Origin of the sequence: Haladaptatus sp. (assembly GCF_049589095.1) — an archaeon.
Taxonomy (GTDB): domain Archaea; phylum Halobacteriota; class Halobacteria; order Halobacteriales; family Haladaptataceae; genus Haladaptatus.
Window position 1 is genome coordinate 1 of record NZ_JBAWAC010000396.1, and the last position, 21311, is coordinate 21311.

The window sequence follows — 21311 nt, forward strand, 5'->3', positions numbered from 1 at the left end:
GGCTGTGAGCTGAAAAATACCTCGGACGAGCCCGTTCACGACGAGATGGCCCCGATTGTGGTTCCACTACGACAACGACTTCCGGGCCGCGAACACCACGACCGCTCCGAGAGAATCGTTCTTTTTCTTCGATTTCGGTCGCCGAATCGCATGAAGACCGCCCCGCACCGCGACCGCCTCGGGAGGACGTGGTGCGGTTTTCACGCGACTCGGTTGCTGAAATCACAATAAAACCAACCACTTCTCGGAACGCGTAACGACGGGATTGCGTTCGGAGTAACGGTAACAGTATCCTCGATTCACATCCGACGGTACATCCCGCGCGAATCGGGCGCAGAGTACTCGAAGCCGAACCGCTCGTAAAAGCCCTCCACGTCGGCCATGAGGTTGACGTACGCCCGTTCCGGCGCGTTCTCCTCCAGGTACTCCATCAACCGTTCCATCATCCGGGACCCAAGCCCCTGGCGCTGGTGGTCGGGGTGGACGGCCATGTCGCCGATTTGGCACACCATTCCGCCGTCGCCGAGGATGCGGGCCATCCCGACCGTTTCGCCCGTTTCGTCCACGGTTATCACGCCGAAAATCGTGTTCGGGAGCCCCTGCTCGACGGCGTCCCTGCTCCGGGCGGACATTCCGGCGGCGTCGCGGAGGGTGACGAACTCGTCGACCGTCGGCAACTCGTCACGGACTTCATAGGACATGAAAAAGGGTTGTTTCAGCCGTCGTTAGTTCTACCCATCGCGGCCGAGTCCGTCGATAGTTCTCCGATCGATCAGACCGCCAGTTCTTCCGCGACCGTCTCCGCGCCCAGCAGGTCCGGGTCGAGGATGAGGTCGGCCTGACTACGGGCGAACTCCGGGATGGAATTCTCGTCGTAGACGACGACGCGAACCTCGGGGTTCAGGTCCTTCGCGACCGCGATTGCGGTGGCCTGCCCGACGTCCGTGAGGACGAACAGGTCGGCGTCGATGATGGCGGCGTCCTCCAACGCGGGGCGGGAGGCGATGCCGTCGATGGTCGTCAGTTCGACGCCCTCGGATTCGAGGGCGCGACCGAGTCCGTCTTCGTCGGAACCTGCGATGACTGCACGCATCACTCGTATTCGATGGTCGCCGGGGGCTTATGTGTCACGTCGTAAACGACACGGGCGACGTTTTCGTTCTGCCCCGTGATACGCGACTGAATCCGCTGGAGCGTCTCCCAATCGAGTTCCTGCGCTCGGGCGGTCATGCCGTCGCGCGATTCGACCGAGCGGACCGCAACGATCCAGCCGTGGACGCGGTTGTCTCCCTTGACGCCGGTACCCTTGCCGACGACCGCGGCGAACGCCTGCCACGGATCGTACTCCTCCAGTTCCTCCTCGACGACGTGACACGCCTCGCGGGCGACTTGGGCCTTCTCGGGCGTGACTTCGCCGACGACTCGGACGGCGAGTCCGGGGCCGGGGAACGGCATGCGCTCGGCGATGATTTCCTCCATGCCGAGCGCGCGAGCGACCTCGCGCACCTCGTCCTTGTAGAGGTCGCGGACGGGTTCGACGATGCCGTCGAAGTCCACCACGTCCGGCAGGCCGCCGACGTTGTGGTGGGACTTGATGCCGCCCTCGCTCTCGATCCGGTCGGGGTAGATCGTCCCCTGCACGAGGTAGTCCGCGTCCGTGACGCGCGCTTCGCGCTCGAACTCGCGGATGAACTGCTCGCCGATGACCTCCCGCTTCTCCTCGGGGTCGATGACGCCCGAGAGCGCATCGAAGAAGCGCTCCTCGGCTTCCACGACTTCCAGCGAACTCATGTACGAGAACGTCTTTCGGATCTGGTTCGTTTCGCCCTTGCGCATCAGGCCGGTATCGACGTACACCGGCGTGAGTTGATCACCGATGGCCTTGTACGCCAGTCCGGCGGCGACGGACGAATCCACGCCGCCGGACAGCGCGATGATGGCGTGTGAATCGCCGACGGTTTCTCGAATCTCCGCAACCGCTTCCTCGATGAATTTTCCAGTGTCTACCATTAAGCTTCGACCTCCTCTCGTTTCTCCGCCTCGTCAAGCACGGCGTCCAGCAGGCCGACGAACGGTGGGCTGGCGCGGTCCGGTCGGGAACGGAACTCGGGGTGGAACTGCGTCCCGAAGAAGTACGGATGGTTTTCCAGTTCGAGGATTTCCATCCGGTTTCCGGCGCGACCGGAGAACACGAGGTCCTCGCCTTCGAAGTCCTCGAAGTACTCGGGATTCACCTCGTAGCGGTGACGGTGGCGCTCCGTGCAGCTCGTGCCGCCGTACACCCGCTCCGCGAGCGTTCCGGTCTCGATCTCTGTTTCGTGTGCACCCAGCCGCATCGTGCCGCCCATGTCCTCGATTTCGTACTGTTCGGGCAGGATGTCGATGACGGGGTGTGGCGTGTCAGCATCGAGTTCGGCGGAGTTCGCGTCGGTCAGACCGAGGACGTTCCGGGCGTACTCCACGACGGCCATCTGGAAGCCCAGACAGAGGCCGAGGAACGGGACGTCGTGTTCGCGGGCGTAGCGGATGGCTTCGATCTTGCCTTCCGTCCCGCGACTTCCGAACCCGCCGGGGACGACGATGCCGTCGGCCTGCTTGAGTCGCTCCTCGTGGTCGTCGTCCATCTCGTCGGAATCGACCCAGAGGACGTTCACGTCGACGTTCTTCTCCAGTCCGGCGTGTTTGAGCGCCTCGTGGATGGACATGTAGGCGTCTTCGAGCGCGTACTTTCCGACCAGCGCGATATCGACTTCACCTTCGGTTTCCTGCGTGACCAGTTCGCGCCACGCGGTGGATCGTTCCTCGCTCGGTGCCGCCTGCTCGGTCAAAGCGAGTTCCTGCATGACGTACTCGTCCAAGCCCTCTTCTTCCACGACGAGCGGAACGTGGTAGATGTCCTCCACGTCCGGGTTCGAAAACACGGCGTCGGTCGGGACGTCGCAGAACAGCGCGATCTTCTCCTTCGTCTCGGGTTGCAGACCGTCGCTGCAACGGCCGACGAGCACGTCGGGTTGCAGGCCGATGGAACGCAGTTCCTTCACGCTGTGCTGGGTCGGCTTCGTCTTCTGCTCGCCGTTCTTCGAGTGCGGAACGAGCGTGACGTGGGTCAACAGGAAATCCTCCTCGTCCTGTTCCGTGGCGAACTGGCGGAGCGCTTCGAGGAACGGCATGCTCTCGATGTCGCCCACGGTGCCACCGACTTCGACGATACACACGTCGTGGCCTTCGGCGGCCTCACGAATCCGGCGCTTGATCTCGTCCGTGATGTGCGGAATGATCTGGACGGTCTTTCCGAGGTAGTCCCCGGCGCGCTCCTTCTCGATGACGTACTGGTAGGCCTTCCCGGTCGTGATGTTGTGGTCGAAGGTCATGTCGATGTCGAGGAAACGCTCGTAGTTGCCCAAATCGAGGTCCACCTCGCCACCGTCTTTCAGTACGTACACTTCTCCATGCTGATAGGGATTCATCGTCCCCGCGTCCACGTTGAGATACGGGTCGATCTTCACGGCAGTCACGTCGAACCCGGCGTTTGCGAGCAGTCGCCCAGTGCTCGCGGCGGTAATGCCTTTGCCAAGTCCGGACATGACGCCCCCTGTGACGAAAATGAACTTCTTCCCCATCTCGGGGTCGTAGTCTGTCTCGGGGTCAGTCGGCATACTGAGTTTCTGCGAGCGGTCTTGAAAATCGTTTCGGAGGCGTCCTGCTTCGCCAGAAGATGGCATATGTTGGATACATCAGAGTTCGACCGTGAGATGAATTCGAGGAACTGAACGGAGGATGATTTCGACGCCAATAGCGTGAAAACCGGAACCTTTTGCGTGAGAAGCGCCAAGGCCGGAGTGTGACCGACGCCGAGAAACTGACGACAGGGTGCCCGCCGGTGGACGACTTGCTCGGAGGCGGATTGGAGCGCGGGACCGTCACGCAGGTGTACGGCCCGCCCGCCGCCGGGAAGACGAACGTCGCGCTGGGGGCCGCGGTGGAGACTGCGCGGAACGGTGGCACCGTGATCTACATCGACACCGAAGGGCTGTCCATCGACCGGTTCGAACAGATCGCGGGCGCACGGGCGGACGACGTGGACGAAGTCGCGTCCCGAATCGTCATCAAGGAAGCGCTCGATTTCGGGGAGCAAGAAGAAGCCGTCAAGGACGTCTCGGAGTTCGCCGAGCGCGCCGACCTCGTCGTCCTCGACAGCGCGACCGGGTTCTACCGCCTCGAACGCGGCGACGACCGGGAGGGTGGCGAGGCACTCCGAGGGGTCGCCCGCCAAGTGACGCATCTCCTCTCGCTCGCACGCAAGCACGATATCGCGGTGTTGCTGACGAATCAGGTGTACACCGACCCGAACTCCGACGGGACGCGGCCGCTCGGCGGGCACACGCTCGAACACTGGACGGGAATCGTGCTTCGAGTGGACCGCTTCCGCGGCGGCAACCGCCGGGCGACGCTCGAAAAGCATCGGTCGAAACCGGCCGGGGGACGAACCCAATTCCGAATCACGGATTCCGGACTCGAAGGGCCACAAGAGAGCGTTTGAGAATCGCTCCGATCGAGAATCGCTCCGGAGCAGTCAAAAAACAGGAGAATCGTGGTTCGCAACCGCGTCGGGTTTTCGTCGGCCGTCTACAGTTCGTTTAGCTTCCGGAGCAACTGCCCTTCGTACTCGCGGTCGCTCTGGACGCCTTTGAGTTCGAGGACGTTACGCTCCAAGGTGTCTCGGGCGACGTTGAACGCCTGTTCGGCCCCGTAGCCCTCGCCGGACCCGGCGACCTGTCCGCGGTTGGTGCGGAGGCGGATCTTACACTGAACGAGCGGCGTGCCGCGGAGTTTCTCCTTGTGCTCGTGGAACCTCACGTGCGCGTGGCGCACCTGCATGTCCTGGTACTTGTCGGTGATCCCCTCGACGCTCTCTCGGATGGCCTGCCGGGTGATGGTGTCGAGGAGGTCGATGTTCGTGATCTGCACGTCCATGTGATCCTCCTCCGTGTAGGTGAGCGCACGGAGCACGTCGGTCTTCGTGAGGACGCCACCGACGACGCGGTCGTCGTCCTCGGACGTGACGACGAGTCCGGCGTAGTTCTTCTCGAACATGCGTTCGACTGCCGTCTGCACGGAATCGCCGAGCGAGATGGTCTCGACGGGACTGTTCATTACGTCGTACACGGGAAGGTCGAGCATACGGTCACTGTCTCCCATCCGCTCGCCGCGCGTGGGCTTGTCCATGTTGCGGGTGACGAAGTCCACGATGTCGTGGGTCGTGACCATACCCGTCAGGAAGCCGTTCTCGTTCACGACGGGGAGACGGGAGATGCTGTGCTCGCGCATGAGATTGATGACGCGTCCGAGCGTGGCATCCTCCGGAATCGTGATGGGGTTTTCGGTGTAAATCTGCTGGACAGTCAGGGCGTCCAAGTTTTCGAGGACGCCTTCGAGTATGATGTCCTCGTCGATGATTCCCCAGAGCGTGCCATCCTCGAAGACAGGTGCGACCTTCGACCCGCCTTCGACGAGGGCGCGGGCGACGTCGCGCACGTCGTCGTCTCGGTTCACTTTCGGTGCCGGTTTCGTGAGTGTCGCTACTTTGGTTTGGTCCTCTATATGTGACTGCAGGAGTTGCTTTTGCGTGATGACACCGCTGTACTTGCCAGCTTCGGTGACCACGATTCCCTTTGGGTTCTCCTCTTCGAATATCGAGCGTGCCTTCCCTAGTCGCTCTTCCGCTTCGATTTCGAAGTAATCTGTGGTCGCAATGTCAGAGATATCCATCGGCGTTTTGAATGACGCGTCCATCGGTCTTGAACTTTGTCGCGGAGAAGGCATGTTAGCGGGGTTTTTCCCGGTTGGAAACCTAGGTTTCCGACGTGTTTCCCGACATCGGCGCGGTGTTCGGTCCCTACACCTATCTGGTCAGTGAAATCCTGTTCGGATCGGTCGCGTTGTGGTTGCTCGTTCGAGCGGAGGCGCTCCCGCGCGCCGCGAAAACCCTCCTCGTGATTTATCCCATCGGGTTCGTGTGGGATTGGTACACCCTGACGATCGGTGTGTTCGCGATTCCACTCCGTACAGGGGTCGAACTACTCGGCATTCCGCTCGAAGAACACATCTTCATCGTCGTCGTCCCGGCCCTCGTCCTCGGAATACACGAGAATCTGCTCCAGCGGTGAAACGGGGGTGAGAAAGTCCGTGTAACGGGTCATTACCGCCAGACGGCGACGGGGTACGATTTATCTGAAGTTTTTGGTAACCACTCGTTTACGGCTGGTAAATGGTGAATAACAAAGAACAAACCCGGCAATGTTCGAATCCATGCTGGGTTACGAGCAAGGGGTGGCGTAGTAATGAGCACAATCGGTGACTCCTCAGGCACAGGAGACAACAACACGGACAACCAACCAAGTGAATCGGACTCGACTGTCGCCGAGCAGGTTTCGGATATCCTCGACTCGAATCGCTCGCACGAGGAACGAGCAACACCGCTCTCCCGCGATATGGTTTTCGACGTACTGAAAAACCAACGGCGACGGTACGCGCTCCACTATCTGAAACAGGCCGACGAAACCGTGCAGTTGAGCGACCTTGCGGAACAGGTCGCCGCGTGGGAGAACGACACCACGGTCGGCGCGATCTCGGCGGCGGAGCGAAAACGGGTCTACACCGCACTCTACCAGTCCCACCTCCCGAAATTGGACGACGCAGGAATCGTAGATTACAACCAAAACAGGGGTATCGTCGAGCTCTCCACTGCGGCGGAACAACTCGATCCATATCTCGAAACGAATACCCGAGACGACATCTCGTGGTGCAAGCGATATCTCGGAATCGCGGCCGCCGGATTCGCACTGCTTACCGCGGCGTGGCTCCAGGTCCCGCCGCTCGCGGGAATCACTGATATCGGACTCGCACTGTTCGTCGTCGTCGCGTTCACCATCGTCGCCATAGCACACACCTACGACGCACGGAACGCACCGTCAACCGGCGAACAGGCACCCGAAGTCTCCGACGAGTAATTCGGACTCGGCTTTCAGACCATCGATATTCGGAGCCACGGGGGTGTGGTTCACCGATGTGATGGCTCAGAATGGGGGGTTCTTCTCACCCATCTCTCGAATCGACCGTTACCGGACGGTAGACCCTCCGTGAGTCGATTTTCTGATTTCTCGGTTGTGAGCGGTTGCACGAAGCACGGCCCGGCCGACGAGGAAAGACCAGTAAACTGTTATTAACAGACGGATTGTAGTCCGCTATTTCGTTCGGACGAAGTGACTACTCGAAATCCGCTCATCCTACGGGTTTCCTAACCGAACGATCCGATACGTCGGCTGTACCGATGTGCTGATAGTACTCGAATAGTATCCATCCACTATCATCAGAAGCCCCCTGTCCGTGGTCAGCGTGAGCGTTCCGATCCGTCCGGAACTCCCGTACAGTATCGTCCTCCCCGGCACGATTCGTTTTCGCCGGAAGCGATTATTCCGTCACCCGTTTTTCATCCGTGAAGTCGCGGAAACGCGACTTTGACCGTCCCCTCCGTCCGATAGAAGTAACTCTGCAAGACGAGATACGCCGGACGAACCAACAGGGCATCGCTGTAACGGACAGGTGCTTGGAACAAATACCTGCTCGCTTCGGGCTATCGGAGTATGTCCCGACCGATTTTCCGAAAGAAAAGCGTACCGCTCGGCAATCGTCCCCGGAAACGCGTTCAGCGTGTGTCGAACCGATCAGCACGAAGGCGATACTGGTATCGAGCGATGCGGTGGCCCCCCTCAACGACATCGTCCCGCCGCGTCGAACTCGTGTCCAGTGCTCGTTATCGTGTGTTCGAGCGTATGGAGTCGAGTGGCTACTGCGCCGCTGTGTCTCGGTTGCGTCTGCGGATCGTAATCAGCACGAACGCGATGACTCCCAGCACGAAGTAGAGGAAAGCAGCAATCACGACGTCGGTTATCGTCGCGAACCAGACGAGGTACGGAACGATGAGCAAAGCGAGGATGTACTTTTGCCGTCGCTCGATTCGGTCGAGTTGAGTCTGGCGGGGGGATTCGTCCATACATCACTTAGATAGAAAGTAAACATAAAATAATTTCTATGAAGTGGTTTTGTGGAGCGCTCGTTTGAGCGACTCACTCCCGACTTGCCCCGCGTTGCCCGGCGCTGTATTGTGGAAATCAGACAGTATGAAGGAACAGAATTCACTGTGAGAAGCTGTTTCGAGAGAATTTGAGTGGGTTTGGGCAGATTTGAACTGCCGGCCTCCTCCATGTCAAGGAGGTGTCATAACCAACTAGACCACAAACCCAGTCGGCCTCTGTCTGAACGCATTCATCAGTTACCCGCAAGGGTAATTGAACCTTTCGAAACGCGCCGCCCTGTCACGGTTTTATTCGTGAACGTACCGCACGACAGCTTTAAGTTGATGTACGTATGTGTTCATTGTAACCCAAAGAAGTTCATTGGTGCTCACTATGCAGGATTACATCGAACTCGTTACGGACGGTCAGGATTTGACACTCACCCAAGCACGGGAGGCGGCCACGGCCGTCTTCGACGGGGCCACGGAGGCCCAGATCGGTGCGTTGCTCACCGGGTTGCGCGCCAAGGGCGAGACCGAGGCCGAAATCGCTGGCTTCGCGCAGGGAATGCGCGGGGCGGCCCGGACGATTTCCCCCGACCGGACGCCGCTCGTTGACACCTGCGGAACGGGGGGCGACGACTACAACACGATCAACGTCTCGACGACGTCCGCCATCGTCGCCAGCGGTGCGGGGGTTCCGGTGGCGAAACACGGCAACTACTCCGTCTCCTCCTCCTCCGGCAGCGCCGACGTGCTCGACGAAGTCGGCGTCGTCATCGATTCCGAACCGACCGCCGTCGAGCAGGCCATCGAGGAACAAGGAATCGGCTTCATGCTCGCGCCGGTGTTCCACCCGGCGATGAAGGCCGTCATCGGGCCGCGCAAGGAACTCGGCATGCGAACCGTGTTTAACGTCCTCGGACCGCTGACGAACCCCGCTGGAGCGGACGCGCAGGTCGTCGGCGTCTACGACCCCGACCTCGTTCCCGTCCTCGCCCGTGCGCTCTCGCACATGGACGTGGACCACGCGCTCGTCGTCCACGGCTCCGGCATGGACGAAATCGCGATCCACGACGAGACGACGGTCGCCGAAGTCGAGAACGGGAGCATCGAGGAGTACACGCTCTCGCCGACCGATCTCGGCGTGGAACAGCACGACGTGTCCGCCGTTGCCGGTGGCACGCCGACCGAGAACGCCCGTGACCTCCGCGGCATCGTGGAGGGGACCGTGGGCGGGGCAAAACGCGACATCATACTGGCGAACGCCGGGGCTGCGATCTACGTCTCCGGACGGGCCGACTCGCTCGAAGACGGCGTGGAACAGGCACGACAGGCCATCGATTCGGGAAGCGCGGGCGAGAAACTGGCGGCGATGACGGGGGCGTTGTCGGCATGACTCGCGTAAAGATTTGCGGCCTGACGAACGAGGACGACCTCACGGCCGCCATCGACGCCGGAGCGGACGCGATCGGCTTGCTGGTGGACGTCTCGGTCGATTCGCCGCGCGAAATCAGTCCGGACCGGGCCGCCGAACTGGCCCGCGAAATCCCGCCGTTCGTCTCGACGGTGTTGGTGACGATGCCCGAACGAATCGAGCGAACCGTCGAACTCGCTCAACTCGTGGAACCCGACATCGTACAGGTCCACGACACCAGCGTCGGCGACCTCGCGTATCTCTCGTCGAATATCGATGCGAACGTGATTCCCGTCATCGCCCCCGACACAGACCGGCCCGAGCGATACGACACCGTCGCGGACGGCCTCCTACTCGATGCCGGGGCGGTCGGCGGCACCGGCGAGACGCACGACTGGGACCGGGCACGGGAGCTATCGGACTCGCTCTCCTCGCCGGTCCTGCTCGCGGGGGGACTGACGCCCGAGAACGTTGCGGACGCGGTGAAGACGGTCGAACCGTTCGCCGTGGACGTCGCGAGCGGCGTCGAATCGAGTGGCGGGGAAAAGGACCACGACGCCGTCGAATCGTTCGTCAGAAACGCGAAACGTGGTCGACAGGCAATCGCTCATCAATGAATCGAGGGAAGTTCAGCGAGCTGGCGGGGAGTATCGACTGTAACGATAGCGACGGCGGGGACGCCAACGACGGTGCGGTCGTCTACGTCTCGGCGGAACTCGACCTCGACGCGTCCATCGACCCGCTCACGGCCTACTCGACCCTCGGTGGCGGGGAGTACGATTACCTCCTCGAAAGCGCCGACAAGGTCGCCTCCAGCGACCCGTACGGCGCGTTCGACGCGGGTACACACGAGGCCGACACCGGACACCACAGCCGAGCACGCTACTCATTCGTCGGCTACGACCCCGCAGCGGTGGTGTCCGTCACTCCGGACGAGACCGACGTGCAGGTGCTACGCGAGAAGTGGAATCGTGAACTGAACGCCGACGGCTCCGAGGACGACGACGTGCTCGACAGGCTTCGGACAGCGCTCCCTGACGTCCCGCGTCGCGGGTTTCCGGACGGTGAAGGGTTCTGTGGGGGACTGGTCGGCTTCCTCGCGTACAACGCCGTCTACGACCTCTGGTTGGACGAGCAGGGCATCGAACGGCCCGACACGGAGCTACCCGACGCGCAGTTCGTCCTGAGCACGAAGACGCTCGTCTTCGACCACGTCGAAGGGACGCTGTCGCTCGTGTTCACGCCGCTCGTGTCGCCGGACGACGACATCGACGAGCGGTACGACGAGTTGGTCGCGGAACGTGACCGCGTCACCGCGAAGCTCGAATCCGCAACCGCACCGTCGTTCGGCGACTACCGTCCGAAAAGCGGGACAGCAGGGCCGCAGGACGAGTACGAAGCCGCCGTGAAGCGGGCCAACGAACACGTCACGGCGGGCGACATCTACCAAGGCGTCATCTCGCGCAAACGAACCGTGGAGGCGGATATCGACCCGCGGGCGCTATACGCGGCGCTCCGGGACGTGAACCCCTCGCCGTACATGTATCTCCTCGGCTACAACGACCTGAGCATCGTCGGTGCGAGCCCGGAAACGCTGGTCTCGGTGCAGGACGAGGAAATCGTCTCGAACCCCATCGCGGGGACGTGCTCGCGCGGCAACAGCCCGATGGAGGACCGCAGGCTCGCGGGCGAACTCCTCGCCGACGAGAAGGAGCGTTCGGAACACGCCATGCTCGTGGACCTGGCGCGAAACGATGTTCGCCGGGTTGCGGAATCCGGCAGCGTGCGCGTCGAGGAGTTCATGAACGTCATCAAGTACAGCCACGTTCAGCACATAGAGAGCACCGTCACGGGAGCGCTCGCCGAAAACCGCGACGCCTTCGACGCGGTGCGGGCGTCGTTCCCGGCGGGGACGCTGACCGGCGCGCCGAAAATCCGCGCGATGGAGATCATCGACGACCTCGAACGGACGACCCGCGGCGTCTACGGCGGCGGCGTCGGTTATATCTCGTGGACCGGCGACGCCGACTTCGCCATCGCCATCCGGACGGCGACCATTTCGCACGGAACCACCGACGAAATCACGGTGCAAGCGGGTGCGGGAATCGTCGCCGACAGCGACCCGGCGTCCGAGTACGAGGAGACCGAACAGAAGATGGGCGGCGTGTTGGCCGCGCTGGATCGATTGGGACCGGGAACGGAAGCCGTCGAAATGGAGGCTTCCAAATGACGCGCCTGCTGTTCGTGGACAACTACGATTCGTTCACGTACAACCTCGTGGAGTACGCCGAGGACGCGCTTCGAGCGAACGAAGCGGAGTTCGAAACGACGGTCGTGAAGAACACGGCGTCGCTCGCGGACATCCGCGACTTCGACCCCGACGTCATCGTCATCAGTCCCGGTCCCGGTCATCCGAAAAACGAGCGGGACGTCGGGATCACGGCGGACGTCCTTCGGGAGTTGTCGCCGGAAATTCCGACGCTCGGCGTCTGTCTCGGGTTGGAGGCGGCGATTTACGAATACGGCGGCGAAATCGGTCGTGCGCCGGAACCGATCCACGGCAAGGCGTTTCCCGTCGAACACGACGGGAAGGGAGTTTTCGAGGGAATCGAACAGGGCTTTCAGGCAGGACGGTATCACTCGCTCGTGACGACCGGCGTCCCGGATTGTTTCGAAGTGAGCGCGACGACGACGCACGGGGACACGGAACTCGTGATGGGAATCCGCCATCGGGAGTATCCCATCGAGTGCGTGCAGTTCCACCCGGAAAGCGTTCTCACGGCGCGTGGTCGGGAACTGATCGGGAACTTCCTCGCCGGGTAGAATTGGAATTAGAGTAGAATTAGAACGTCAGCACGCCCGCCGCGTAGAGCGCGGCGGCGACGAGGACGACGACGATACCGACGCGAAAGAGGATACTGATCGCGAATCGGATGGCGGCGATGAGGAGAATGACGGCGACGATGGCGACGACGATCCCGACGGGCTCGATGGCGAGGGGGAACATGTGTGAAATGACACCCTACCAGTTGGTAAACGTATCGATGGTATCGGTTTTCGATCGATTGAGACTTGACAGACGGAACCACGGTAATGACTCGTTACCGTGAGAAATATCGTCATTCCGGTCACTTTCGCTCCGGTCTGAACACTCTTATATTGCTCGGCGTGTTACTCAGAGATAGCAAGAAGAAAGATCGCAGAGGCATCACTATTCAACTACAGTTGACATAAAGAAAGTAAGCTTAATTGGGGTTGGGAGAAATGGATTCTTCGTCACGAATGAAACGGGTCTACGTGCGAAACCAAGTGAGAATCGACGTGCAGAGTACTGAACGAACGGTGGTGGCGCGTACATGAGCGACGCGCACGAGACGAACGCCGACGAAGTCTCGCTACCTGTCAAACGGACGGGAGGGGAGACGCTGGAGGACCGGATGACCGGAAACGCCTATCAAAACATCCTTCCGGCGCGCTATCTCCGCAAGGACGCGGACGGCAACCTCGTCGAATCACAGGACGACCTGTTCCCGCGCGTGGCGAAGAACATCGCTCTCGCGGAGGCCGTCTACGAGTCCGAAAAGCAGGGCGTCGAACTCACCGTCACGCCCGAGCAGTTGAAGCCCGGTCACCCGCGCCGCGACGAACTCGCCGCGGAAGTGTTCGGGAAGGGAACTACGACGGAAGATGACGAAGAGACGACGCTGTCCATCTACAACGTCAACAAGTTCGCCTACGACACGGTCGTTCCCGAACTCCCCGAGGACATCCGCGACCACGTGGAGTCGACCCGGGACGAGTTCGAGGACCTGATGGGACAGCTCTCGTTCGTCCCGAACTCCCCGACGCTGATGAACGCCGGCGACGAACTCCAACAGCTTTCGGCGTGTTTCGTGGACTCCCCGGGCGACGACATCACGGACATCCACCAGACGGCGAAGGAAGCCGCCGAGGTGTTCCAGTCCGGTGGCGGAATGGGGTACGCGTTCTGGCGACTCCGACCGTATGGCGACGCCGTCGGCTCGACCGGCGGCATCGCGTCCGGCCCGATCACCTTCATGCGCACGTACGATCAGATGTGCGAAACCATCGCGCAGGGCGGTGCCCGGCGTGGTGCACAGATGGGCGTCATGCGCGTCTCCCACCCCGACGTCATCCAGTTCATCCACGCGAAGAACAAGGACGTGAGCCTCGCCAACACGCTCCGCCTGAACGACCCCGACGACTACACGCACACGTCGTTCAAGGAAGCGCTCGAAGAGGCCCGCGAACTCATCGACGAGGACGGCCGCGTGCCGAAGCACCTCCGCAACGCCGCCGAAGGTCATCTCTCTAATTTCAACATCTCCGTCGGCGTCACGGACGACTTCATGGACGCGTTGTACAACGACGAGGAGTTCGTCTTCACCAACCCGCGGACGGAAGAACCCCACGTCGCCACCGAACACACGGAAGAGATGTACGACATGTTCGGCCTCGGCGACTACGTCACGCCGGGCGAAGTGCTCTCGATTCCGGCGAAGGTCCTCTGGGACCGCATCGTGGACGGTGCGTGGGAGAACGGCGAACCCGGAATCATCTACCTCGAACGGGTGAACAAGGAACACTCCTTCGACGTGGAGAAACACCCGGACCACCGGATTCTCGCCACGAACCCGTGCGGCGAACAACCGCTCGAAGAGTACGAAGCCTGTAACCTCGGCCATATCAACCTCTCGACGCTGGCCGACCTCGACGCGCCGGACTGGCGCGTCTGGTACGACGAGAACGGGGAGAACTACGGGTCGCTCTCGGAAGCCGTCGATGCCTTCCTCCGCGAAGGTATCGACTGGGACGAGTTCGACTACCGCATCGAGTACGGGACGCGATTCCTCGAAAACGTCGTCACTATGTCCGACTTCCCGGTCGAGAAGATCGAACAGAAGGTTCGGGACATGCGCAAGATCGGTCTCGGCGTCATGGGTCTCGCCCAGTTGTACATCCAACTCGGCGTCCGCTACGGCTCCGAGGAGGGCAACGAGATCGCCAAGCAGTTGATGACCCACATCAACCACGAGTCCAAGTGGGCCTCCCACGAACTCGCGGAGGAACGCGGCTCGTTCAACGACTGGTCGGACTCGAAGTACGCGAACCCGACCGACTACCCCGAATGGTTCGAAGGCCAGACCGGCCTCGACGCCGAGAAGTGGACGGACGGCTTCGCGGTCCGCAACCACAACACGACCACCATCGCGCCGACGGGCACCACCTCGATGGTCGGCAACACCACGGGCGGCTGTGAACCGATTTACAACGTCGCGTACTACAAAAACGTCTCCGACGACGTGCAGGGAGACGAGATGCTCGTGGAGTTCGACGACTACTTCCTCCGCACGCTGGAGGCGAACGACATCGACGTGGAAGCGGTGAAACAGGAGGCCCAAGACCAGATGGCGAACAACGAGTTCTCCGGCGTCGAGGGACTCGACACCGTTCCGGACGCCATCGGCGAACTGTTCGTCGTGACGGGCGACCTCACGGGCAAGCAACACGCCGCGGTCCAGTGTGCCTGCCAGAAGGGTGTGGACTCGGCCATCAGCAAGACGTGTAACTTCCCGAACTCCGCCAGCAAGGAGGACATGGACGAAGTCTACCGCTACATCTACGACCACGGCGGCAAGGGCGTCACGGTGTACCGCGACGGCACGCGCTCGAAGCAGGTGCTCACCACGCGGGCCGACAACGCCGAATTCGCCGACGAGGAGGAAGCGGCCGAGACCATCGTGGAGCAGATCGAGACTGTCTTCGGCGGCGTCGAAGGCTTCATCGAGAGCGAGGAAGTTCAAGCCAAACTCGGCAACGAACTCGGCGACCTCCTGGACGAGGGCGTCACCGGCGGCGCGTATGCCAAGGAACGACCGCGTCCCGACGTGCTTCACGGCGTAACCCAGCGCGTCGACACGGGCTACGGCAAGATGTACGTCAACATCAACGAGGACGAGAACGGCGAACCGTTCGAGTTGTTCGCCACCATCGGCAACTCCGGCGGGTTCACCAACTCCTTCACCGAAGCGCTGGCGAAGGTCATCAGCTACGCGCTGCGTAGCGGCGTCGATCCGAACGAGATCGCCTCCGACCTGCAGGGCATCCGTAGCCCGAAGGTCGCGTGGGACAAGGGCGAACAGATCAACTCCATCCCGGACGCCATCGGCGTCGCCATGCGGCGCTACCTCGACGGCGAAATCGAGAAAGCGTCCTATCCGCAACAGAAGACGCTCGAAGAGACGGCCGACGAGACTGAAACCGATGGCGGTGCGGCAAAAGCCGAGGAGAAAGACGCCTCCCAGTCGCTCATCGACGCGGGTGAGAGTCCGGAGTGTCCCGAATGTGGGTCGCTCTCGCTGTACTTCTCGGAAGGCTGCAAGACCTGCGAGTCCTGTGGCTGGAGCGAGTGTTCGTAGATAGGTCGAGAGAATAGAGTTCGATTTTTCGGTTGCGTTTTTTCGATTTCGCTACTTCACCGTCACCCACGTCAGGAACACGAGGGCGACGAACTGGAGCGTCCGGAGCACCAACACCGCTTGCTGTACCGCCGGATTGCCGGAGTAGAACATCTGCATGCCGAAGAAGTAGTAGAGGGCGACGACGTTTTCGGCGAGCATCACGAGGGCGAAGGCCAGCAGTCCGAGGACGAGCGCGGTACGGAACTTCAGGTAGCTTCGCACCCAGACGCCCACCAGTACGGCGAGCAGGAGGATGTTCACGACTGCGAGTCCGCTTGCGAGTTGTATCGAATTCATTTTATCTGCTCCATGATTTCCTCGAAGGCGTCCCGATGGTGTTCGAACCGGTCGGTGAGAAAGTAGAGTTTGCCGTACTCGTTGTCGCCCGGTTCCACGACGCCGTGATCGACGAGCATGTCGAGGTGATGTCGGATCGTCTTGTACTCCACGCCGAGTTCCGACGCCAACTGGTTGGCGTTTCGCGGGCGCTCCGAGAGGGCGCGAATGATACGCGCGCGGTTTTCACCGCCGCGCGTCGCTGTGAGTAGATACCAGAGCGCCTTGTCCATCGAACGGTCACTTGATTGCGAGTCATGCAGCCAGATATATCTACGGCTCGATACGCTTCGACACCCACCCGGATGCCCCGTTCGGATACGCGTTCTCCTGTTCTCTCGGCTGACGGTTCCCCTCCCCATCCGTCGCGCGCACCACGACTTCGTGCGGGCCGTTCGGCTCGTACGTGTGTTCCCACTGCCGCCACACGTCCGTTCCGGGGAGCGGTTCCGAGAGGGTGGCGTCGGTCCACGACGAACCGCCGTCGGTCGAAACCTCGACGCGCTCGATGCCGCGCGTCCCGGCGTAGGCGTGCCCGCCGACTTGTACTTCGCCACCATCGAGGTGGTTGACGGCGTGGAGTTTGGCGACGGTGTTGACCGGGCCGGTCCCGTGCCAGCCGTTCTTCTCCCAGTAGCCTTCCGCCTCCTGCTCCAACACCTGGATCTCGGTGATCCACTTCACGTTGATCTCGCCCCAATGACCGGGAATCAGCGCGCGAACCGGATAGCCGTGGCTGCGGGGAAGCGGTCGGCCGTTCATCTCGTAGGCCAGAAAGCCATCCTTGAGCGCCGCGAGGGGGAACTCCTCGTAGTAGTTGTCGGCCGCCCGGAACATGACACAGCATTCGTCGGAAACGGTCGTCTCGTCCAGCAGCGCCGAAATCGGCACGCCCGTCCAGAGCGCGTTGTCCATTTTCTTCCCGTTCAGCGACTCGCCGACACAGCGGAGCGTGATGAACCGATGTTCTTTGTCCATCGATTTGAGGTCGGAGAGACTGAAGGACGACTCCTCCTCGACGGCACCCGTCACCCGAAGGTTCCAGTCGGAGGCCGAGACGACGGGGTCCACGCTGTTGATGTCCACCTGATAGAAATCCTCGCTCACCAAGCCTTCGAGTCCGCCGACGGCGAGCGATTTGTCCTCGGCTTCGGCGAGCAACGACCCCACGTCCGCAGCCACCGGCCCGGACGGTTTCTGCGTATCGCCGCCGCTGCCACGTCCAGAGCCGAGTACGCCACCGATGCCACCGATCGCGATGGTCCCGGCGATAGCCTGGAGGAGACTCCTACGTGCTGCGGAAATAGAATCGGTGCCCGAACCAGTCGAATCGGCCGATCCGGTTGCAGCCGTCGAGCCGAACGATGCGACGGCAACGACCAGTCCGGCACCGATTCCGGCCCCCAACGCGGAGATGAGAGCATCCGTCAACGCCAGTGCAGGCACAACACAGAGCAGGCCGACCGCGAGGGACGCAGGGACGGGGGCGGGGGCGGGAATCGCATCCGCCGCTCGCGTCCCGATGGCCGCCGTCACCGCGAACAGCAGGACGGTCAGGACGAGCGCCAGCAGGAATCCGAGTTGGTCGCCGAGGTCCCCGAGCGTCTGTATCGACCACGTGATGACCGCGCTCGGCGTGGTTGCGACGACGAACGTGCTGACCGGCGCGGCAACGAACGACGGGGTGAACCCGACTGCGGCGTACGACCCGGCGACGGCGGCGATTCCGGCGAGGAGTGCGATCGCTCCCTCGGCCGCTACGACAGGAAGATCGCCTCGATCAGTTTCGCGCAGGTCGTCGGTCATGGTTATCGGTTCCGTGCGATGTACAGTGCGCCAGCGACCAGTGCGACCAGCGCGACGCCGATACCGAATCCGGGGAGGGAGTTGCCCGAACCGCCGCTCTCCCCGTCGTTCATCGTGTCATCCGTCATGTTGTCGTCACTCATGTTGTCATCGGTCGTCGTATCGGTCATCTCGTCGTCCGTCATGGTGTCGTCGGTCATGTTGTCGTCCGTCATCGTCCCGTCGTCCATCTCGTGAGTCGTGGTCATGTCGTCCGAACCGTTGTGCATGCCATCGTCCATCGAGTCGTTACCCATCTGGTCGGTCGTGGTCGTCATGTTGTCGTGCATGCCGTCGTCCATCGTCCCGTTGTGCATCGTCTCCGTCGTCGTCGAACTCTGTGCGAGTTGAACGGGGGAAACGTCATCGACCGGCGTTCCGGCGCTCACCGTGAGCGGAACGGCACAGACGGTCAGTACGAGAGCCACTGCGAGTGCGTGTTTGAATCGCATACCCGAATCGAGTTCTCGTCGCTAAATAGCCGTTTTTCGAACTCCAACCCCACTCCCTTCGCACTGTCTTCCACTCTCTTCCAAATTACTTCCAAATGCGAGATGCAGTGCAGATGTGGGTGGGCACGTCCCGGACACCACCGACGGAAAACGTGATACCTCACGGGACTCGTGTTACGAATATGGAAGAGACGCCGAAAGGACGGCCCTGTCCGTTTTGCGGTGCGTCGATGATGCATCGCCATTGCAAGTACGTCTGCCCGCAACACGGCGTCGTCTACGACTGTGCGGACACGTTCTACTGATCGTCGGTGTAGGCCCGGTAAGCGGGACCGGCCAACAACAGAATTCCCCCGAGCGCGGCGGCGACGATGAGCATCCAGTTATCCTCGATCCCGTCGAGCGAGAGCGTGTCCAGCGAACTTCCGGCGAGGACGGCGACGACCATCCACGGCACTTCGCCGATCGCCGTTCCGAGGAGGAACGAGCCGTCGGAGACGTTCGAGAGTCCGGCGGCCGCCGAGACCGCATCGGAGGGGACGGGAAACAGACGCGAGGCGATCATCCCGCGCAGGTCTCCCGTCGTGTCGAAGAAGCGTTCTCCGGAGTCACCGAGGCGGCCGAAGATGCCCGAATCGACGCGGAAGTACCGGGCCGCCACGAACGGAAGATACGCACTCATCACGGTCCCACAGAGCGCGGCCGGAAATCCGACGACCGGCCCGTACACGTAGCCGACGGCGACGGCGACCACTGTCGTCGGCCACGCGAACATCGGGCGGACGAGATAGACGGCGAGAAACAACCCGCCCGCGAGAATCGGCGTCTGCTTGACGTGCTTTACCTGCTCGATGAGGAATTTTGGCGAGAGAAGGACGCCAGCGACGACGACCACCGCGACCAGCGCGAATCCGGTTACTTGTCGTCGATTCCCCGAAAGTTCCATCTGACCCATCGTTGCCGGAGGAGTGGTTAAATTCTTTCCACCCGAGCGCGCAACGCTTAATCCGCCTCGTATCACAGCCATAAACGATGGACGCGGACGCCGACCCCGTGGCGATGGGGGTCGAACTGTTGAGCAAGCTAGAACAACCGGAACTGTCGGTCGCGGAGGCGGTGGACCGTATCGAGACGATCACGACCGACCCGACGACGACGCGAACGATCCTCGACGAGGCCGAAAAACGCGGCGTCATCGACCGGGAAAACGGAATCATTCGACCGAGCGGCGGTGGGTTCGTCCGCTTCGAGAGCCAAGTCGTGACCAAGGAGGGCGATTTTACCTGCCGTCGCTGTGGCACCGGCATCTCGACGGGTCATTTCATCCGCCTCGACGCGGGCGAACTCGGCCCGTTCGGCTCCTCCTGCATCCGGAAGGTAACCGGGCGGGAATAGAAATCAGGTAGGAATAGAAATCAAGTGGGAAGGGAAACCGAACGAGGGTGGAATCGGGTAAAGGTTCCTACCGTCCGCGACTGAGTTCGGCGATGAGTTGCTCGATGGTTTTCTGCTGTCGTTCGAGCAGTTCGTTCTGTCGTTCGACCGTTTCGGTCAGCGCCGCGAGTTGGGATTCGACGGGGTCGTCCAGATTCTCGCTCGCGGACTCGAAGCCCGAGTCAGCGAATCCAGTGGGTTCGTCCGACGAGGGTTCCTCGGATTCCGGTTCGGTCGCTACCGCGCTCGCCGTAGTCACCGTGTTCGACGTGGTCGTCCCCGTCGCCTCCGTCCGATCTGACGCTTCCTCGGTGGATGCGGTTTCGGCGACGGTGGAGGCTTGTGATTCAGCCGTCGTTTGCGGTTCAGCCGCAGTTTGTGATTCGGTCGTAGTCTGCGGTTCACTGTCGCCGGGCGTGTCGATTATCTGCCCCTCGGTGTCCAGTTCGGGTGGGTTCGCGTCGAGGGGTTTGACGCCGCCGCCGAACACGTCGTCGTCTTCGAGCGAGACGTTCTCGTCGGGTTCCGGTTCCGGATCCTCGGGAGCCACGCGTTGCTCGAACTCGGCGTAACTTCCCACGTCGTGGTAGGACAACAGTCCCTGCTCGATTCGTTCACGGACCTCCCGCGTCCGGTCGGTCGGGGTTTTGATCCGCTGTGGGCGACCATCTGCTTCGATGATGATCTGCGAGGAGACGTTTCCTTCCTCGACATCGAGACGCGTCACGTCCGCGAAGTGGAACTGCTCGAAGTCCGTATCCCAGATTGCCTCGCCGACGTGTTTCACGACGCGCGCGCTCGTGAGGACGAGTGTCAATTCGCTGAATTGGTAGGTCTGGAGGACTTGTTCGTTCGAGTCGGTAACACCTGCGCCGTTCAGCACGCCAGCGATGACGGGATGAAGCGCATCGTGGAGGCGTTTGGTCGGGATTTTGAACTGCTCTGTGCCGTCGATGCCGTAGTCGAGCGTGATGGAGGACTTCTGTCGGCCTTCGGAGACGGTGATTCGCTCCGCGTCGTGCGGATACTCTTCGACGGACTCGTCGCTGAGCAAGCCGTCGGCGCAGTAAATGAGCGTCCGCGTCGACGTCACGTAGAGGGTGTCTTCCCCTCCGAGAGATACTTTGGCGGCAACGTGTTCGTCACCGAGGCTGGACTGGACGATTCCCGGAACGTTCATGATGGGAATGGTCATGCCCATGTCTTAAGACCGATGGATAGACACGACAGGGAGAAAACTCATATCCTCTCGAACACTAACTGAGACGGTT

Annotated in this window: 24 protein-coding genes and 1 tRNA gene; 10 read left to right on the forward strand and 15 right to left on the reverse strand. The window is 61.6% G+C overall.

Going from position 1 to position 21311, the window contains the following annotated elements:
- Positions 1-299: 299 nt before the first annotated feature.
- From WBV42_RS12365 to WBV42_RS12380, 4 genes are all read right to left on the reverse strand, one after another.
- Positions 300-701, reverse strand: coding sequence for a GNAT family N-acetyltransferase (locus WBV42_RS12365; protein ID WP_423986304.1), 402 nt, complete (start codon positions 699-701; stop codon positions 300-302).
- A 71-nt stretch (positions 702-772) separates the two neighbouring features.
- A complete protein-coding gene (locus WBV42_RS12370) occupies positions 773-1093 on the reverse strand; it encodes a DUF7126 family protein (protein ID WP_423986305.1) in 321 nt (106 codons plus the stop codon).
- Positions 1093-2010, reverse strand: coding sequence for a glutamine-hydrolyzing GMP synthase (gene guaA, locus WBV42_RS12375; protein ID WP_423986306.1), 918 nt, complete (start codon positions 2008-2010; stop codon positions 1093-1095). The genes WBV42_RS12370 and guaA overlap by 1 nt, the downstream gene beginning before the upstream one ends.
- Entirely contained in the window at positions 2010-3656 is a 1647-nt protein-coding gene (locus WBV42_RS12380; protein WP_423986307.1) for a CTP synthase, read from the reverse strand. The genes guaA and WBV42_RS12380 overlap by 1 nt, the downstream gene beginning before the upstream one ends.
- Before the next feature lie 185 nt (positions 3657-3841).
- Here WBV42_RS12380 and radB point away from each other — a divergent pair, with 185 nt between their 5' ends.
- Positions 3842-4540, forward strand: coding sequence for a DNA repair and recombination protein RadB (gene radB, locus WBV42_RS12385; protein ID WP_423986308.1), 699 nt, complete (start codon positions 3842-3844; stop codon positions 4538-4540).
- Between the two features lie 86 nt (positions 4541-4626).
- Here radB and WBV42_RS12390 read toward each other — a convergent pair whose 3' ends face one another.
- Positions 4627-5769, reverse strand: a complete 1143-nt coding sequence (locus tag WBV42_RS12390) for a CBS domain-containing protein (RefSeq protein ID WP_423986309.1) — start codon at positions 5767-5769, stop codon at positions 4627-4629.
- 95 nt (positions 5770-5864) lie between these two features.
- On the opposite strand from WBV42_RS12390, the gene WBV42_RS12395 reads away from it, so the two are divergent.
- Positions 5865-6167, forward strand: coding sequence for a lycopene cyclase domain-containing protein (locus WBV42_RS12395; protein ID WP_423986310.1), 303 nt, complete (start codon positions 5865-5867; stop codon positions 6165-6167).
- Positions 6168-6341: 174 nt separating this feature from the next.
- Positions 6342-7010: a DUF7344 domain-containing protein gene (locus WBV42_RS12400; RefSeq protein WP_423986311.1), complete on the forward strand. Its 669-nt coding sequence runs from the start codon at positions 6342-6344 to the stop codon at positions 7008-7010.
- 479 nt (positions 7011-7489) lie between these two features.
- Here the strand turns inward: WBV42_RS12400 and WBV42_RS12405 are convergent, their stop codons facing one another.
- From WBV42_RS12405 to WBV42_RS12415, 3 genes are all read right to left on the reverse strand, one after another.
- A complete protein-coding gene (locus WBV42_RS12405) occupies positions 7490-7615 on the reverse strand; it encodes a hypothetical protein (protein WP_423986312.1) in 126 nt (41 codons plus the stop codon).
- A 231-nt stretch (positions 7616-7846) separates the two neighbouring features.
- Complete coding sequence (locus WBV42_RS12410) at positions 7847-8053, reverse strand: hypothetical protein (RefSeq protein ID WP_423986313.1); 207 nt, start codon at positions 8051-8053, stop codon at positions 7847-7849.
- 175 nt (positions 8054-8228) lie between these two features.
- Positions 8229-8302, reverse strand: a tRNA-Val gene (locus WBV42_RS12415).
- A gap of 166 nt (positions 8303-8468) precedes the next feature.
- On the opposite strand from WBV42_RS12415, the gene trpD reads away from it, so the two are divergent.
- The 4 genes from trpD to trpG are packed head-to-tail and all read left to right on the forward strand — an operon-like array spanning position 8469 to position 12314.
- Entirely contained in the window at positions 8469-9473 is a 1005-nt protein-coding gene (gene trpD, locus WBV42_RS12420) for an anthranilate phosphoribosyltransferase (RefSeq protein ID WP_423986314.1), read from the forward strand.
- Entirely contained in the window at positions 9470-10108 is a 639-nt protein-coding gene (locus tag WBV42_RS12425) for a phosphoribosylanthranilate isomerase (RefSeq protein ID WP_423986315.1), read from the forward strand. Before trpD ends, WBV42_RS12425 begins: the two co-directional genes overlap by 4 nt.
- On the forward strand, positions 10105-11721 hold the full coding sequence (trpE, locus tag WBV42_RS12430; protein WP_423986316.1) for an anthranilate synthase component I: 1617 nt from the start codon (positions 10105-10107) through the stop codon (positions 11719-11721). The genes WBV42_RS12425 and trpE overlap by 4 nt, the downstream gene beginning before the upstream one ends.
- Entirely contained in the window at positions 11718-12314 is a 597-nt protein-coding gene (gene trpG / locus WBV42_RS12435) for an anthranilate synthase component II (RefSeq protein WP_423986317.1), read from the forward strand. The genes trpE and trpG overlap by 4 nt, the downstream gene beginning before the upstream one ends.
- A gap of 19 nt (positions 12315-12333) precedes the next feature.
- Here trpG and WBV42_RS12440 read toward each other — a convergent pair whose 3' ends face one another.
- Complete coding sequence (locus tag WBV42_RS12440; RefSeq protein ID WP_253225403.1) at positions 12334-12498, reverse strand: hypothetical protein; 165 nt, start codon at positions 12496-12498, stop codon at positions 12334-12336.
- Positions 12499-12847: 349 nt separating this feature from the next.
- On the opposite strand from WBV42_RS12440, the gene WBV42_RS12445 reads away from it, so the two are divergent.
- Positions 12848-15931 carry an adenosylcobalamin-dependent ribonucleoside-diphosphate reductase gene (locus tag WBV42_RS12445; protein ID WP_423986318.1) on the forward strand — a complete coding sequence of 1028 codons (3084 nt, stop codon included), beginning with the start codon at positions 12848-12850 and terminating at the stop codon, positions 15929-15931.
- Between the two features lie 51 nt (positions 15932-15982).
- Here WBV42_RS12445 and WBV42_RS12450 read toward each other — a convergent pair whose 3' ends face one another.
- From WBV42_RS12450 to WBV42_RS12465, 4 genes are read right to left on the reverse strand one after another with little or no spacing between them, the layout of a single operon-like run.
- Positions 15983-16270 (reverse strand): hypothetical protein, encoded by a 288-nt coding sequence (locus WBV42_RS12450; protein ID WP_066141450.1) that lies wholly within the window; start codon positions 16268-16270, stop codon positions 15983-15985.
- Complete coding sequence (locus WBV42_RS12455; protein WP_423986319.1) at positions 16267-16542, reverse strand: ArsR/SmtB family transcription factor; 276 nt, start codon at positions 16540-16542, stop codon at positions 16267-16269. Before WBV42_RS12455 ends, WBV42_RS12450 begins: the two co-directional genes overlap by 4 nt.
- Positions 16543-16582: 40 nt before the next feature.
- Positions 16583-18115 (reverse strand): molybdopterin-dependent oxidoreductase, encoded by a 1533-nt coding sequence (locus tag WBV42_RS12460; protein WP_423986320.1) that lies wholly within the window; start codon positions 18113-18115, stop codon positions 16583-16585.
- A gap of 2 nt (positions 18116-18117) precedes the next feature.
- On the reverse strand, positions 18118-18606 hold the full coding sequence (locus WBV42_RS12465; protein WP_423986321.1) for a PGF-CTERM sorting domain-containing protein: 489 nt from the start codon (positions 18604-18606) through the stop codon (positions 18118-18120).
- Between the two features lie 182 nt (positions 18607-18788).
- Here WBV42_RS12465 and WBV42_RS12470 point away from each other — a divergent pair, with 182 nt between their 5' ends.
- Positions 18789-18911, forward strand: a complete 123-nt coding sequence (locus WBV42_RS12470; protein ID WP_255359056.1) for an HVO_2523 family zinc finger protein — start codon at positions 18789-18791, stop codon at positions 18909-18911.
- On the opposite strand, the gene WBV42_RS12475 is transcribed toward WBV42_RS12470, so the two are convergent.
- A complete protein-coding gene (locus WBV42_RS12475; RefSeq protein WP_423986322.1) occupies positions 18905-19552 on the reverse strand; it encodes a TVP38/TMEM64 family protein in 648 nt (215 codons plus the stop codon). The genes WBV42_RS12470 and WBV42_RS12475 overlap by 7 nt on opposite strands.
- An 86-nt stretch (positions 19553-19638) precedes the next feature.
- Between WBV42_RS12475 and WBV42_RS12480 the strand changes: the two genes are divergently transcribed.
- A complete protein-coding gene (locus WBV42_RS12480) occupies positions 19639-20001 on the forward strand; it encodes a DUF5830 family protein (RefSeq protein WP_253225398.1) in 363 nt (120 codons plus the stop codon).
- Positions 20002-20068: 67 nt separating this feature from the next.
- Here the strand turns inward: WBV42_RS12480 and WBV42_RS12485 are convergent, their stop codons facing one another.
- Positions 20069-21241, reverse strand: coding sequence for a DUF7115 domain-containing protein (locus WBV42_RS12485; RefSeq protein WP_423986323.1), 1173 nt, complete (start codon positions 21239-21241; stop codon positions 20069-20071).
- Positions 21242-21311: the final 70 nt, after the last annotated feature.

Bases quoted from the DNA above. Each gene is read 5' to 3' on its own strand.
- WBV42_RS12380 (WP_423986307.1), bottom strand. From the start codon at position 3,656: ATGCCGACTGACCCCGAGACAGACTACGACCCCGAGATGGGGAAGAAG.
- trpD (WP_423986314.1), top strand. From the start codon at position 8,469: ATGCAGGATTACATCGAACTCGTTACGGACGGTCAGGATTTGACACTC.
- guaA (WP_423986306.1), bottom strand. From the start codon at position 2,010: ATGGTAGACACTGGAAAATTCATCGAGGAAGCGGTTGCGGAGATTCGA.
- trpG (WP_423986317.1), top strand. From the start codon at position 11,718: ATGACGCGCCTGCTGTTCGTGGACAACTACGATTCGTTCACGTACAAC.
- WBV42_RS12390 (WP_423986309.1), bottom strand. From the start codon at position 5,769: ATGGATATCTCTGACATTGCGACCACAGATTACTTCGAAATCGAAGCG.
- WBV42_RS12475 (WP_423986322.1), bottom strand. From the start codon at position 19,552: ATGGAACTTTCGGGGAATCGACGACAAGTAACCGGATTCGCGCTGGTC.
- WBV42_RS12370 (WP_423986305.1), bottom strand. From the start codon at position 1,093: ATGCGTGCAGTCATCGCAGGTTCCGACGAAGACGGACTCGGTCGCGCC.
- WBV42_RS12365 (WP_423986304.1), bottom strand. From the start codon at position 701: ATGTCCTATGAAGTCCGTGACGAGTTGCCGACGGTCGACGAGTTCGTC.
- WBV42_RS12485 (WP_423986323.1), bottom strand. From the start codon at position 21,241: ATGGGCATGACCATTCCCATCATGAACGTTCCGGGAATCGTCCAGTCC.
- WBV42_RS12410 (WP_423986313.1), bottom strand. From the start codon at position 8,053: ATGGACGAATCCCCCCGCCAGACTCAACTCGACCGAATCGAGCGACGG.
- WBV42_RS12465 (WP_423986321.1), bottom strand. From the start codon at position 18,606: ATGCGATTCAAACACGCACTCGCAGTGGCTCTCGTACTGACCGTCTGT.
- WBV42_RS12400 (WP_423986311.1), top strand. From the start codon at position 6,342: ATGAGCACAATCGGTGACTCCTCAGGCACAGGAGACAACAACACGGAC.
- WBV42_RS12480 (WP_253225398.1), top strand. From the start codon at position 19,639: ATGGACGCGGACGCCGACCCCGTGGCGATGGGGGTCGAACTGTTGAGC.
- WBV42_RS12450 (WP_066141450.1), bottom strand. From the start codon at position 16,270: ATGAATTCGATACAACTCGCAAGCGGACTCGCAGTCGTGAACATCCTC.
- WBV42_RS12460 (WP_423986320.1), bottom strand. From the start codon at position 18,115: ATGACCGACGACCTGCGCGAAACTGATCGAGGCGATCTTCCTGTCGTA.
- trpE (WP_423986316.1), top strand. From the start codon at position 10,105: ATGAATCGAGGGAAGTTCAGCGAGCTGGCGGGGAGTATCGACTGTAAC.
- WBV42_RS12425 (WP_423986315.1), top strand. From the start codon at position 9,470: ATGACTCGCGTAAAGATTTGCGGCCTGACGAACGAGGACGACCTCACG.
- WBV42_RS12440 (WP_253225403.1), bottom strand. From the start codon at position 12,498: ATGTTCCCCCTCGCCATCGAGCCCGTCGGGATCGTCGTCGCCATCGTC.
- WBV42_RS12445 (WP_423986318.1), top strand. From the start codon at position 12,848: ATGAGCGACGCGCACGAGACGAACGCCGACGAAGTCTCGCTACCTGTC.
- WBV42_RS12455 (WP_423986319.1), bottom strand. From the start codon at position 16,542: ATGGACAAGGCGCTCTGGTATCTACTCACAGCGACGCGCGGCGGTGAA.
- WBV42_RS12470 (WP_255359056.1), top strand. From the start codon at position 18,789: ATGGAAGAGACGCCGAAAGGACGGCCCTGTCCGTTTTGCGGTGCGTCG.